This window comes from Planctopirus hydrillae (assembly GCF_001707835.1).
Classification (GTDB): Bacteria; Planctomycetota; Planctomycetia; order Planctomycetales; family Planctomycetaceae; genus Planctopirus; species Planctopirus hydrillae.
Map to the genome: position 1 here is coordinate 270,686 of NZ_LYDR01000152.1, position 14,287 is coordinate 284,972.

The 14,287-nt window shown below is 54.0% G+C and carries 12 protein-coding genes; 6 read left to right on the plus strand and 6 right to left on the minus strand.

All coding sequences use genetic code 11. The annotated features are described in order from the left end of the window. Positions 1–21 precede the first annotated feature (21 nt). Positions 22–606 carry a rhodanese-like domain-containing protein gene (locus tag A6X21_RS20115; RefSeq protein WP_068851784.1) on the minus strand — a complete coding sequence of 195 codons (585 nt, stop codon included), beginning with the start codon at positions 604–606 and terminating at the stop codon, positions 22–24. Between the two features lie 379 nt (positions 607–985). Between A6X21_RS20115 and xerD the strand changes: the two genes are divergently transcribed. Then, complete coding sequence (gene xerD, locus A6X21_RS20120) at positions 986–1,933, plus strand: site-specific tyrosine recombinase XerD (protein WP_068851787.1); 948 nt, start codon at positions 986–988, stop codon at positions 1,931–1,933. A 70-nt stretch (positions 1,934–2,003) separates the two neighbouring features. Here the strand turns inward: xerD and A6X21_RS20125 are convergent, their stop codons facing one another. Further along, positions 2,004–3,371, minus strand: coding sequence for a hypothetical protein (locus tag A6X21_RS20125; RefSeq protein WP_068851790.1), 1,368 nt, complete (start codon positions 3,369–3,371; stop codon positions 2,004–2,006). Positions 3,372–4,172: 801 nt separating this feature from the next. Here A6X21_RS20125 and surE point away from each other — a divergent pair. Continuing rightward, entirely contained in the window at positions 4,173–4,985 is an 813-nt protein-coding gene (surE, locus tag A6X21_RS20130) for a 5'/3'-nucleotidase SurE (RefSeq protein WP_068851793.1), read from the plus strand. Positions 4,986–4,989: 4 nt separating this feature from the next. Next, positions 4,990–5,958: a cation diffusion facilitator family transporter gene (locus A6X21_RS20135; RefSeq protein WP_068851796.1), complete on the plus strand. Its 969-nt coding sequence runs from the start codon at positions 4,990–4,992 to the stop codon at positions 5,956–5,958. Between the two features lie 37 nt (positions 5,959–5,995). Here the strand turns inward: A6X21_RS20135 and A6X21_RS20140 are convergent, their stop codons facing one another. Together A6X21_RS20140 and A6X21_RS20145 are read right to left on the minus strand one after the other, a co-directional pair. Further along, positions 5,996–7,291 (minus strand): L-fuconate dehydratase, encoded by a 1,296-nt coding sequence (locus A6X21_RS20140; RefSeq protein WP_068851798.1) that lies wholly within the window; start codon positions 7,289–7,291, stop codon positions 5,996–5,998. Positions 7,292–7,343: 52 nt separating this feature from the next. Then, positions 7,344–8,705 carry a diadenylate cyclase gene (locus A6X21_RS20145; protein ID WP_240490340.1) on the minus strand — a complete coding sequence of 454 codons (1,362 nt, stop codon included), beginning with the start codon at positions 8,703–8,705 and terminating at the stop codon, positions 7,344–7,346. Between the two features lie 352 nt (positions 8,706–9,057). Between A6X21_RS20145 and A6X21_RS20150 the strand changes: the two genes are divergently transcribed. The 3 genes from A6X21_RS20150 to ilvC all read left to right on the plus strand — a co-directional run bounded on the left by A6X21_RS20150 (position 9,058) and on the right by ilvC (position 12,013). Further along, the gene (locus A6X21_RS20150; RefSeq protein ID WP_068851801.1) at positions 9,058–9,420 is read left to right on the plus strand and encodes a hypothetical protein; all 363 of its coding nucleotides are present in this window, start codon (positions 9,058–9,060) and stop codon (positions 9,418–9,420) included. Positions 9,421–9,883: 463 nt separating this feature from the next. After that, entirely contained in the window at positions 9,884–10,429 is a 546-nt protein-coding gene (gene ilvN, locus A6X21_RS20155) for an acetolactate synthase small subunit (protein ID WP_068851804.1), read from the plus strand. A gap of 579 nt (positions 10,430–11,008) precedes the next feature. Further along, complete coding sequence (gene ilvC, locus A6X21_RS20165; RefSeq protein ID WP_068851809.1) at positions 11,009–12,013, plus strand: ketol-acid reductoisomerase; 1,005 nt, start codon at positions 11,009–11,011, stop codon at positions 12,011–12,013. Between the two features lie 120 nt (positions 12,014–12,133). On the opposite strand, the gene A6X21_RS20170 is transcribed toward ilvC, so the two are convergent. Together A6X21_RS20170 and murA are read right to left on the minus strand one after the other, a co-directional pair. After that, positions 12,134–12,625 (minus strand): M50 family metallopeptidase, encoded by a 492-nt coding sequence (locus A6X21_RS20170; protein ID WP_083233770.1) that lies wholly within the window; start codon positions 12,623–12,625, stop codon positions 12,134–12,136. Between the two features lie 32 nt (positions 12,626–12,657). Further along, positions 12,658–14,142, minus strand: coding sequence for a UDP-N-acetylglucosamine 1-carboxyvinyltransferase (gene murA / locus A6X21_RS20175; RefSeq protein WP_068851812.1), 1,485 nt, complete (start codon positions 14,140–14,142; stop codon positions 12,658–12,660). Positions 14,143–14,287 lie beyond the last annotated feature (145 nt).

The window sequence follows — 14,287 nt, forward strand, 5'->3', positions numbered from 1 at the left end:
GACGCCTGGCGAGAGAACTGTCTAATGAGAAGTGGTTGGCGGGCTGGTGAGATTCAGACTGCACGACGAATTCGAGCGGGGAGTTGAATTCCAGGGCATGCGAGCGATCAATAACCCCATGGCGCAGGTATCAGTCACGCCGGCAAAGACTAGGCCAGCTCCGACAAACGCAGCCAGTCCGAAGGCGTAAGGAGTGACAAAAGCTCCCAGGGCACAGCCCAGAACGACCAGCGAACCAGCCGCAATGCGAACCTGTCGCTCCAGCGACATGACTTTTTTGCCACGATGAACCGGCAGGCCGGCTACCTCCCATGCCTGAGTTCCCCCCTCGATGTTGATGGGCTGCCAAGGGCCTTTGGCCATGAGTTTTTCGCAGGCTTTCTTGCCTCGACCTCCAGAACGGCAGATCAGATAGACCGTCTTGTTCTCAGGATTCACTAAACGGGAAAGCTTCTCCGCTTCGAGCTCATCTAAAGGAATGTTGACTGCACCATGAGCATGCACTTCCTGAAATTCCAGGGGCGTGCGTACATCAATAATGGTCACGGGTTCTGCAGCATCAATGCGGGTTTTCAGTTCGATGGGCAGGATGGTGGGGATCGTCATGGTAACCTCACGGTTTGAAATGTAGGAACCTGTCGAACTATGTTACTGGATCTGTGCAGTTCTCTTTCAGAAAATTGACGAAAGCGATCCATTCTTTGAAGAAATTTTCCCAAGGGGCTCATGTCGGCTGGCACGATCGCATGGATTCGCCAGCATGGTTACGACGTAACGTGTTTTTAAGTAAGAGGATGCGGAAACCATTTGTTCATGTCGGGGAATCCCCGCTTCCGGTTCGGAAACGAACAGTCAAAGTTTCGCTGATCGCTGAGCTCGCGCCGGCTTGGCAGAAATCGACCAGGAACTGTGCGGTTGTGTCTCTTCGGAAAGTCTCTCTGGCCGATACTGACAGGAGGGAGCGACACTTTTTCGGGAGACCGCCATGCCGCCACGCTTCAAGCCAGTGCAGAATTCGGTCGCCAGCGCGGTACCAACGGCCTTGCCATCGACTCATGTCGAAGGGTTTGTGGCCTATCTTCAGGGGGAGTGCGGGCTCGCGCGGAACACGGTCATTTCCTACGAGCGCGACATCAAAAGATTCAGCGACTGGTTCCATGAATCCGGTGTAGCGCGTGTGACAGACATCACGCTCCAGGATCTCTCGGGTTACTTGAGATATCTGCACGAGTTGAAACTGGCGACCAGCACAATTGCCAGGCATCTGGTTTCGCTGAAGATGTTCTTCCGGTATCTGATGCTGGAAGGGATTCTCAAAGAGAGTGTCGCCGATCTGCTGAACTCTCCCAAACTTTGGGAACATTTGCCAAAAGTGCTTTCAGAAGATGCGATCAATCGTCTTCTCGATGCACCAATGCATCAGGATCTGAATCCGTATCGCGACCGCGCGTTGCTGGCTGTGTTGTACGCGACCGGCTGCCGGGCCAGTGAAGTCTGCAGTCTGAAAATGCGCGATCTGCAACTTGACGAAGGCTTTTGCCGCTGTTTGGGCAAAGGGAATAAGGAGCGTCTGGTTTCTTTGAATCCCGTCGCAGTTGCAGCACTGAAGACCTATCTGGCCAGAGAGCGCCCCGCTCGCGCGGGAACGAACCTCGACAGCCCCGTCTTTACCTCGAGATCTGGTCGATCCATCGACCGCATTCAGGTCTGGAAACTCGTCAAGAGGTATGCCTCGCGGATTGGATTAAGCGATGCGGTCACGCCACATACTTTGAGGCACAGTTTTGCCACCCATATGCTGGCCAATGGAGCCGAAATTCGTGCACTGCAGGAACTGCTGGGTCACGCCAGTATTCGCACAACTCAGATCTACACCCATGTCGAACATTCCCGGCTCAAGGCCATCCACAAACAATGCCACCCCCGCGGGTAAAAGAAAAAGACCTGCATCAACGCGAGGTTGATGCAGGTCTTAAAAAGTCATCGCTCAGTGGATGTTTCAACTATACGCCTGGTGCTGGAGCAGCAGGTGTTGTTTCAGGAATCGGAGCGATCGGTGGTTTGGCGGTGTCGGTGGGTGTCGGCACACCAGCAGCCGGTGCCGTAACTCCGCCACAGCTTCCATCGGCACAGCCGCCCGCACAAGCTCCAGTTTCGCAACTGTTGCAGGCGGTCGTTGGGCAGACAGTCTGGGGCACTAACCGACAGACTTCGTAGTTTTCGACGCGGGGAACGCAACGCGTCACATAGCGGGTGCAGTTCACATTCTCTGTGCGAGGAACGCAGCGTGCCACGCGACGAGTGACCGTAAATGGCTCCTGACGGGTCACGCAGAACGGAACGCGGCAAGTCTTCGTTTCGGTAACCATCTTGCAGGTACGAACGGGAATCTTGCGGACACATTCTTCGCTCACCATCTTGCAGGTGCGAACAGGGACCTTCTGGCTTACAACCTGTTCGGTCCAGCGGCAAACCTGCACAGGAACCTGATCAACCACAGTTTCGCAGGTCATGCGGCAAACTCGCTGAGGAACCTTGGTCACGACCACTTCGGGAACGAGGCGGCAGACTGTCACCGGGCAGGACTGACGAACCTGACGTGTCACGTAAGTGGTGCAGGGGATCTGGCGTTCCACAACTTGTGGGCACCAGACACGACGGCAAACCACGGGACCAGGTCTTTGAACCATCGTCAACCGCGGACATCCACAGGCATCTGGAACCAGTGTGGGGCAGCAGCGACTAGGGAGTTGAACCTGTTGTGTCACCCAGCGGCCACAATCCTGACGAACTGTGCGGAAGGTTGTCACTGGCTCGCAGACATTGAAGCAGCGTTCCTGGTTGACTGTTTCTGTCACCTGACGCATGACCGTCTGGCGGCACTCACGCTCGATGGTTTCAAAGACGGGACGCTGCACCACACGACGGCACTCACGCATTTGTGTTTCATAAACCGGGCGGCGAACCGTGTAGCTGCAGTCGCGGAAGCTGGTCTCAAAGACTGGCTTCTGAACTGTGTAACGCTCTTCGCGGCAACTGGTTTCGTAGACAGGCCGGCAGACCTGGTACGATTGTTCCCGATACTGGGTTTCAACCACGTTGCGGTAGCAAGTTTCCTGGACATCTTCGAATGTCTGGTCATAGACAGTGCGTTGAACTGTGAACTGCTGTGGTTCTTGAACGGTGTCGTACACAGTTCGCTGACAGGTTTGCCGTTCAACGCGGCAAGTGGTGTAGCAGGCCGTCGGCTGGCAGGCTGTGGTTGGACAACAGCTATAGCTGGCTGCCCCACAATATCTGGCCGCTTCGGCAAACTGTCCACTCGCCATCGTGACCAGCGTGATCGCTGCGCTGATCCAAAAATTCTTCATTTCCGTTCCCCCTGGAGAATACTTACCGTCATGTTTGTTCAGTCGTCCCACTCAATCCCGAAGTTCACTGAAGAACTCACAACCTGAAATGACTTGGAAAATCATGGTTCAGGTGTGCTTCAATGTCCGCATCACTTGGTGATGAGTGGTTGGGTGTGCAGTGACAGAAACCGCGTTTACCCGACTTTAACCATTTTCCTCAATGCCGCCGAATCGCTGGATTCCCTAAAACTCCAACAGCCCGGCATTATGCGCATTCTGACACACCAGTTGCAAAGGAATAGTTCTGCAGGGAGGGGGCCGTCCGCAAAAACTGTATGCAAAGGCGATCAAGTTTACCCGAACACCACAGACGTGATGACTGGTCACTGCCAAAAGATAGATCGAATTCATGCCAGCAGAGCCACTTCTTTGCAGAAGACGATGCTCCACGTCATGTGGTCTTCAGATAATCGCCATCATGACGATCATACCGCCCAATCACAGAGTAACGTGTCGAGCCGAAAAAACATGGAAAAATTGTCGGGCTCTGCAGACTTTCAATTGGACGGATTGTGATCACCGTGTCCGTCATCGAATGATTTCTCGGTCACTTGTCACGTTCAAATCTCGTCTTAAGGGATTTCACGCTCTCAAGTTACGGAGAAATGGCCGGCACGGGTCTTCCTGCGAATCCTAATGAGAAGCTGGTTTTCGCGCCGCAGCTCCTTCGAAAACCTGCTCTTTGATAGTCTGTGAAGCCGGCAGAGACTATTGTCAGATATTCAACTTCTCCCACGGAATCAGCTCTGGTCTCACCGAATGCACATTCTCTTAGTCAACGATGACGGCATCCACGCGCCCGGCCTAAATAGCCTGCATGCCGAACTGGTAAAGTTCGCCCAGGTGACCGTCGTGGCTCCGGCGGTCGAACAAAGTGGGGTCGGGCATTCGATCACTTATCTGCATCCACTTCTGGCCCATCGAGAATATCGCCAGGACGAGTTTTTCGGATGGAAAGTCGAGGGGAGCCCCGCTGACTGTGTAAAACTCGGCATCATGGAACTGGCGCAGCCTCGGCCCGATCTGGTGGTGAGTGGCATCAATCATGGCGCCAATGTGGGCATCAACATTCTGTATTCAGGAACCGTCGCCGCCGCGATTGAAGGGGCTTTTTTCGGAGTGACCTCATTCGCATTGTCTCAATGGCTGGGGAACAGCGCCCCGAGATTCCCGCAAGCGGCCCGCCTGGGGGCTCAACTCATCCAGCAGATTATGGCGCAAAATCCACCCGCAGGATCACTCTGGAATATCAACTTTCCCAAATGGTCTAACGAGGACCAATCGTCTGCTGAACCATGGCCCAGGGGAGTCAGGTTGACTTCGATGGGAGTGAGCAGGCAACGCGAAACTTTGGAAAAACGGATCGACCCCCGAGGACGCACCTATTATTGGACCGGCCTGGAGCCCATTCACGGTCATGAGCTGGTCGAAGGGAGTGATGTGGCGGCTCTCGTCGAAGGCTACGTGACCGTGACCCCACTGCACTTTGACCTCACCAGTCGATCTCAACTTCAGCAAGCCGAGGCGAACTGGTCACCTCTTGTCATCCCTCCGCAGCATCATCAGGAATGAGGCTTTGGAACGATCACCCGAAGTCCATCCTGAGGCATCAAAACCAACGTCGAATGACATTCGGCAGTTGAGATATCGAGATGCGCTCTTTGGAGCGTGGCTGGGTCTGTGGATCAATCTGGCTTTGGGGATCACCAAGCTCATCGCCGGGCTGATCGGTCAATCCTTTGCGCTCCTGGCCGATGCCTTCAACTCGTTGAGTGATTGTGTCACTTCGTCAGCGGTGATCTTCGCACTCAATTATTCGCAAAGGCCCGCCAACTCGAATCATCCCTATGGTTTCTCGAAGGCCGAGGCTCTGGCGGGCTCGCATGTCGCTCTGGCAATTCTCATTTCATGTTTTCTGCTCGGGTGGGAAGCGATTGAACGGCTCACAGTCCAGCATGGCTTACCACCCTGGTGGACGTTGGCCGTGGCCGCCGCCAATGCGGTCATCAAAGAGTCGCTCTACTGGTACAAATTGAAGATCGCCAAAAGCACTGGCAGTACGGCCCTGCTGGCACATGCGTGGGATCACCGCAACGATGCCCTCTGTTCTGTGGCTGTGCTCATTGGCCTGACAGTCGTCCGCATCGGTGGCGAAGCCTGGCGATCGGCCGATGAGGTGGCTTCGCTGGTGGTGGTGTGTGTGGTCGGTTTCTCCGCAGCCAGCATTTTTCGGCAAAGTCTTCGCGAAATGCTCGATCTGCAAATCGATGAAACCGAAGTGGATGCCATGCGCGCCACTGTCCAGAAAGTTCCCGGAGTGCAGGGCATTGAAAAGTTTCGCGTTCGAAAATCAGGGATTGAACAGATTGCCGAACTGCACTTGAGGCTCCCTGCAGAAATCACAGTCTTTGCAGGACATGCTCTCGCTCATCAGGTGAAAGCCGAACTGATGCAGCAGCATCCCATGCTGAGAGATGTGATCATTCACGTCGAACCGGCAGGTGAGTCAACTGGCCATATTTCGCCGGGAGTCTCAGCAAGCTGACCACAGGAACGATCTGGCAATGTCTTCACAGAAGTTGTTACGCCCAGATGGCACCTTCCGGGAATCGGTAAGCCGCAATGGTCTCAGGCAGCATTTCAATGCTGTAACCCGGTGCCACAGGAGCCTGATAGCGCCCATTCTTCATGGAAATGGGATGTATGAAATGTTCATGCAGATGACCGGCATGTTCACAGAATCGATTCTCCCAGCTACCACTGATTGCAATAAAATCGATCATCGAGAGATGTTGAACGTATTCGCATAACCCGACACCCCCGGCATGGGGACAGACGGGTATCCCAAATTTTTCGGCCAGCAGCATGACTGCCAGAACTTCGTTCACACCTCCCAGGCGGCAGCTATCAATCTGACAGACGCCAATCGCCCCCGCCTGCAGAAACTGTTTGAACATCACTCGATTCGCGCAATGCTCACCTGTCGCAACGGCTATCGGATGCACCGCTTTGGCAATGGCCGCGTGACCAAGAATATCATCCGGGCTGGTGGGTTCTTCGATGAACCACGGCTCGAACTTCGCGAGTTGCCTCACCCAGTCGATGGCCGTCGAAACATCCCAGACCTGATTCGCATCGATCATGAGGCGGCGCTCAGGGCCAATCTCTTCACGAATGATCGATAGGCGGCGGAGATCGTCTTCGAGGTTTCGCCCCACTTTGACTTTGAAGACTTCCCAGCCTTGCGCCAGATTGGAGCGACACAACTGTCTCAGTTTCTCATCGGAGTATCCCAGCCAGCCGGCACTGGTGGTGTAGGCGGGATAGCCTGTGGCCAGCAGTTGCTCGACACGTGCCGCTTTGCCAGTCACTTTTCGTTCGAGACGTTCGATCGCTTCAGCGGGTGTCAGTGCATCGGTCAGGTATCGGAAGTCGATACAGTTGACCAATTGTGTGGGAGTGAAGTCGGTGACGAGTTTCCAGAGGGGCTTCTTTTCGATTTTCGCCCAGAGATCCCAGAGCGCATTGACCAGAGCCGCCGTGGCGAGATGGATCACGCCTTTCTCAGGGCCCAGCCAGCGTAACTGGCTGTCACCCGTCAGATCGCGCCAGAATTGGCCGGGAGCTTCGGTGAACTCGCGCAGATCTCGTCCAATGAGGAGTTTGCCCAGCGATTCAATGGCCGCCACACACAGTTCGTTTCCTCGACCGATGGTAAATGTCATGCCATGCCCCACAGGGAGCGAAGCATCATCGGTTTTGAGAATCACATACGCGGCTGAATAGTCCGGATCCGGATTCATCGCGTCGGAACCATCCAGCAGGCGTGAAGTGGGAAAACGGAGATCAATGGCCTGAATCCCGGAGAACTTGGGCATGAGGCAACTCCCGTCGCACGATCAAGTTGAAGAATATTGCCACAACCACTCACTACCACTTCGTGCGACCGGAACGCTCAAGTGACAGAACAGAGCTCCCATTGCGGAAGACGGTGACCGTCCCCGTGGATTGGCTGACCGTGATTGCCATCGCTTGTGTGTGAGCCGAGATGGCGGCTGCGGTTTGATGGCGTGCCCCCAGACCATGGGCCACACTTCCCGAAGCCGATTTGGGAGTGAGGTAAGTTCCCGCAGAAAGCACCGTTCCGTCACCCTGAATGATGAAGGCCCCATCGATGAGGGCGAACTCCTTCATCGTTTCTGCCAGGCTCGGATCGAGAACATTTCGCAGTTGCCGGGCATAACCATGAAAAGGGTTCAGCACAAGTTGCTGTGAGTGCCTCAGGACCTGACGGGAATCACCAATCACGAACAAGGCACCAATCGGGTGCGCTTCGCGACCTTCGGCGGCAATCTCGATTGCCAGAGTCAAAACGCGCAGCATGACGGCGGGACGGACAACATCGGCACCACGTCGATTTTTCTCGGAGAGCATCGCCCGAAAATGGACTTCCGGTTTCGTGACATTGATGCTGTCGAGTCGGCGACCATCGGGACCTGTCACACAGACCACGCTGTTTTTTTCGGTGAGTAAACCGCTGGAGGCAGCTAACAAGAGCCCGAGATTGGCGCGATCCGAACGAGAAAGCGATGCATGTGCCACATCAAAAATATGCAGATCTTCCCGCTTGTGATCGAACTCTTCAGAGTGTTGCGAAGTCACCAGGAGCAGGCGGCCCTTGTAGTTGGCCAGTGCCTCCCACGGAACGTTTTCCACTCGCTCGACCGCCAGAAGCAATGCCTGGGCGGCGAGGCTTTCTGTCAGTTGAATCGCAGTCTTCACCATGTTGACTGTCAATCGGGGAATGCTCGGCCCACGGACGGGACGATTCTCGGGCTGAATCCCAGCTTGTGTCATCAAGAGCAGGTCGATGGCTTTGATGTCTTTGGCATCAATCAGGTTTTGTCGGAAGTCGGGGCTTTTGAGCAGTTCGGCAAGAGCCGCGAGAACTTCCACATGGGTCTGCTGCAGTCGGCGCCCAATCACCAGCAGCACAATCAGTTGGACATTGACACCGGCAGGCCCGCCATAATCGACTCGAGTTTTGCTGCGACCGAGCACGATGCGGAAGTCACCATCCCAGTCGATAAATGCATGTGGTAATGCAAAGTCATTGGCCACAAGGGTTTGTGCGGCGGCCTCACGTTCCTCGATGGCTTCGAGAACATTTTCAGGATTGATGCCATCATCATCCCAGTTGGCAGCCTGAACCAGAGCGCGGATCGCTCCCTGACGCGTTTTGGCAGTCAACTCGACAATCCGGATTCCACTGACCAGGTCTGCCAGATCCACGATGATCACCCCCGGAAGCTGACTGTAACTGATTTCATCAAATGTCCCAACTTCTGTGATTATCAGCAGTTATAAACATGAGACGAATTCGTGCCAACCCCACGAAATTCGCGAAGTTCACTTTCTCGGCGGTCGATCAAAAATAGCAGAAGCCGAAAGGTGCGTGTGTTAAGAGGAATTTCAGAAGTTAAAAATTGTTGAGAAATGCTGTTTTTTTCGTGAATTTTACTCGCAGTCAACTTTGAGTCGGTTTCCGAACTTGTCTCGAATTGGTAGATGGCGTAATAATTAAAGTAGATGGTGACTGTTGGTTCATGTAAGGGTTGGTGGTCGATGGTTTGAAGGTGTACAGATGGCGCAGTTTCATCCAGGTGACTATGTGGTTTTTCGAATCACCAAGTTCAGTACTGAGCCTGGGCCGCGTGCCCAGGATGTGCGCCCTGCCCCTTATGGCGAAACTTACAACTACTACGTTGATAAGTACTGGACAGTTCGCTCCGTCTCTCCCGATGGCACCTTGCAACTGGTAACTCGTCGAGGCAAGCAGCATCAGGTCGCCATGAACGATCCCAGGCTGCGGCATGCCACTTTGTTCGAGAAGTGGTTCAAAGCCGATCGCTTTCCCACAAAAGACACCTTTTCTCAGGGCTCACAGAACGGCATGAACACCCCCGATACCACGCGGGTGGCACAGATTTCTGGTGGGATGCGCTAAATTCTCGTTTGCTGAGATCTGGTTTGCAGTCCTCCGGTTAGCTGGGTTTTTGGCCCGGAATTCCACTCCCTGATTTCGGCGAAAAGCCAATTGCCAAAAACTGTTCAATGCATGACCAGTGAATCTTTCTCTCGGCTTTCTCTGGCTTCTCATGGCATCGTCCCGCTTGTGACACAGGGTCAACACTCCCTGCTGACGCGCCAGGTTGTGGATCGATGAGCGCGGAAGTAGACTTCCTGTGAATTCAGGAAGTTCTGAGGCGAGAGAGATTTTGTCATCTGGCAAAGTGAACATTCGACCGGCACGATTGTCCGTGTCAGGATTGGCAGCGTCCAATTGACAATCGAATGATTGCTATGGCATGACTTTTATCTGGTCTCAGGAGATGAGCCAGAATTGAATGGTTTCAATTCGCCTCGTCACATCCTGTTTGAAGCGTATCAATTAAGAGATCAAGTCGATGATGAAACATGTTTTGTCCGCCATGGTGATGAACCAGCCAGGCGTTCTGGCCCATATTTCCGGAATGCTGGCGTCCCGTGCATTCAATATTGAAAGTCTGGCTGTCGGAGAGACGGAACGGCCTGATTTTTCTCGGATCACGTTTGTTGTGGCAGGCGACAATAAAGTTGTTGATCAGGTCCGTAAGCAACTGGAGAAGATTGTCACCGTCGTCAAGGTGATGGATTACCGGGATCAGGACATTCTTGAGCGGGATCTCATGCTGTTGAAGGTCTCGACGGTGGACAGTGGACTTTCCAAGGTCAAAGAACTGGCGGAAATCTTCCGTGCCAAAATCGTCGATGTGGGCCAGAGCCATGTCATGATCGAGCTCTCCGGGCCGGAACGCAAAATCGACGCTTTTATCGATCTGATGCGACCTTTTGGCATTCTGGAACTGGTTCGTACCGGACGGATTGCGCTCGCTCGGGAAGTGTCGTTGTCTGTCGAGGATGCTCTGAAGCCTCCGACCCCTTTCGACACTTCTGAAGTCGAAATCGAAGTCTGAGCCGTTTTCCAGGCAATGTAGGCGCTCTGTGTGCTGTGTTCTGTGTGTTGCGTGCCATGCTTGCAGCTCTGGGCAAGCATGTTTTCGCAACCATCAGCAAACTGTTACTCCCTGGGAATCGTCTAAGCCGAATGGATGCAGGGTCACAATTTCTGGTAAAACGATTCTCCTGTCGTCTGTTCAACTTCACGGGAATTGACGGCTGTGTGCCATGCTCGCAGCTCTGGGCAAGCATGTCTTCGCAACCATCAGCAAACTGTTACTTCCTGGAAATCGTCTAAGCCGAATGGGTGCAGTGTCACAATTTCTGGTGAAGCGATTCCCTTTTCGTCAGTTCGAATTCACGGGAATTGACGGCGATCACCGAACTTCTGGCACCTTTTCTTGCAATTGGTGCCCGCTCGGCTGAAAATCTGCGGAAATTGATTAAACTCACTTGCTCGTTGATTGATGCCTGAGAAGGTTTGACCACTTTGGGCGGGCATCGCTGGTTTGTTCGGTCTGTTCATCAACTCTGTCTGTTAATCAACAGAGCGAGACTCGTTGCTTTTTGACACTCTACGAAAGAATCACAGCACCATGGCAGCTAAGGTTTATTATGACGATGACGCTGATCTCTCTTTGTTAAAAGGGAAAACCATCGCAATTCTAGGTTACGGCAGCCAGGGGCATGCCCAGGCTCAGAACCTGCGTGACAGTGGTTTGAATGTTGTCGTCGGTCAGCGTCCTGGCAGTAAGAACTACGACCTCGCTGTCAGCCATGGTTTCAAGCCCCTGTCAATTGCTGAAGCCGTCAAGCAGGCCGATCTTGTCAATATCCTCCTCCCGGATGAAGTGCAGGGGGATACTTACAAAGCGGAAATTCTGCCGAACCTCAAGCCCAATGCTCTGCTGCTCTGCTCACACGGTTTCAACCTGCACTTCGGTCAGATTGTACCCCCTGCAGGTGTCGATGCCGCTCTGGTCGCTCCCAAGGGCCCAGGACATCTCGTCCGTAGCGAATATGAAAAGGGTGGTGGAGTCCCATCACTCATCGCTTTGTGGCCTGGTGCTTCCGATAACAGCCGTAAACTGGCCTTGGCCTACGCCAAAGGGATTGGTGGAACACGCGGCGGCGTGATCGAAACCACCTTCGCCGAAGAAACCGAAACCGATCTCTTCGGTGAACAGGTCGTTCTTTGTGGCGGTGTCAGTGCCTTGATCAAGGCGGCATTCGAAGTTCTCGTTGAAGCTGGCTACCAGCCCGAAATGGCTTATTTCGAGTGTATGCACGAAATGAAGCTGATTGTCGACCTCTTCTATCAGGGCGGTCTGAACTACATGCGATACAGTGTTTCCAACACTGCCGAGTATGGGGATTACACCCGTGGCCCAAGAATCATCACTCCTGAAACCAAGCAGGAAATGAAGAAGATTCTGGGTGAGATTCAATCCGGTCAGTTCGCTCGTGACTGGCTGCTGGAAAACCGCGTGAATCAGGCCAGCTTCAAGGCTGTCCGCCGCCGTGAACGCGAACATCAGATTGAGAAGGTCGGCCGCGATCTTCGCAAAATGATGAAGTGGATCAATGCAAAAGAGTTTTAAGCCGTAAACATCGAAAGCGTCGATTCCCAGGAATCTCTCGCTTCGAAAAAGAATGGCCCCGGTTGTACTCGCTGCAACCGGGGTCAATTTTTTGTCAGACAATTTGCCAGTCGAATTCTCCTATTTGGCAAATCGCTCCATGGCGAGGTCAAAGTGATGTCTGGCGGAGCGACCGCTGATGGTCGTACGGCTGATCAGTTCCCGGGCAATCTCCTCGACGGCCAGCCATGGGCCTGCCTGGGAAAGAATATGCTCGACCTTATTGAGCAGCCGCTGTTCCAGACGTTCGACTTGCTTGATGTTGGTCGCCCGCAGACTCGAAAAATGTCTGACTTGTCTTAAATCACTCACGGCGCCTTCCCAGCGATAATCGCCTCGATACCTGGCTTCAGCCGCGACACCCGCCAGGAGAATCAGGATTTCGCCTTCGAGCACATCTTTGCTGGGCTTGAAGTTTCCTTTGTTCAGTCGGCATTGCCCCAGGCGCAAGCTGTTGGGCTCGATGGTCACTTCGTGAACGGGTCGACCTAGAAAAAGTGCGACCACCGCATGCCCCGCTTCGTGATAGGCGGTCGCAGTCAATTCGGTCTGTGGAAGCGGTGCGGAGTCCATAAGGGGTTCAATAACCCGAGAAATGAATACGATTAAAGATCGACAACTGGTCCTGAAGAATCATCGGATTGTGAAACCATAGGCCTGGCAATCGAATAACCGTCGCTGAGAAAATGAGGTTTTGTCGGCTGATTCTGGAAAGGTGGAGTGAACCTGCTCGAGATCTCCTCGATCTTGTGTTGCTCCATCGTGGATTCTCCCGTCATGCGGAGGCTCTCCGGCAGTGCTTCGGGATGGTCGGTTGTTCTTTGAATCTGTGCACCGAGTTGTCGCAGCTTTTCGTCATGCTTTTCATAGCCGCGATCAAGATGATACACACGACGAATGACAGATTCTCCCTCGGCAGCCAGAGCGGCAATCACCAGGGCAGCACTGGCTCGTAAGTCGGAAGCCATCACATTCGTACCACTCAAATGTGCGGGCCCGGCAATAATGGCACTCGCCCCTTCCCGACGAATTTGTGCCCCCATTCGTAACAATTCTGGCACATGCATAAACCGGTCGGGGAAGACCTTGTCAGTGATGACGCTGATTCCCGGGACAAGGCAAAGCAGAGCGGTGAGTTGTGCCTGAAGATCGGTCGGCACTCCCGGATAAGGCAACGCGGTGCAATCAGCCGGATTCAAGTGGGCGGCACCTGAAACATGCAGGCCCGTCCGGCCATCATTCGTGGATGAAGGTTCAATGGTAACGCCAATCTGACGCAGGATGTCGATCACTGCCGAAAGGTGACGCGGCTGGGCATCCTCAATCAACACATCGCCGCAAGTGGCTGCGGCAGCAATCATCATCGTGCCAGCTTCGATCCGATCGGGAATGACTTCATGCTCCACCCCATGCAACTCGTCCACACCTTCAATCTCGATGACGGGTGTACCGTGCCCGGTAATGCGGGCCCCGGCAGCATTCAGATAGTTTCCCAGATCGACGATTTCCGGCTCACAAGCTGCTGCCGAGATTCGAGTTATCCCTCGCGCCAGGCTGGCGGCTGTCATGATATTGGCTGTCCCTGTGACCGTGCTGCCAAAGGGACCACCCAGGTAAATCTCTGCGCCATGCAGCCGCGTCGCTTCGGCGTGAACGTAGCCTCTTTCAATACGAATGCGTGCTCCCAGTGCCACCAATCCCTTGAGATGCAGGTCGATGGGCCTGTGACCAATATTGCACCCGCCGGGAAGTGAAACCACGGCTTTTCCCCAGCGTGCCAGAAGTGGGCCCAGAACGCAGACACTGGCTCGCATTCGCCTGACAAGATCGTAATCGGCAATACCGGTCGTTGCGTGGGGAGGGGTGATCGTCAGTTCGCCAGTCGAGAGATCCCGGGTGACGACCGCTCCCAATGATTCGAGCACTTGTGTCAATGTCGAGACATCAGCCAGATGAGGCACACGCCGCAATTGTGATAAACCACTGACGGCAATCGATGCTGCCATAATCGGGAGCGAGGCATTCTTGGCGCCAGCGAGGCGGACATTGCCCGCCAGTGGGATTCCTCCCCGAATAATCAGCATGTCCATCCATGGACTCCTCTCGATTTCAATCTGGCAAGTGAATCGCTGACCTTGCCCCGCATGATCTTAATGTGAGTTCAACATGACAAACAATTGTTGGCAATGTCAGTTTTCGAGTGCGTATTGCCTCTGATCGAAACGAGCGCCTTGA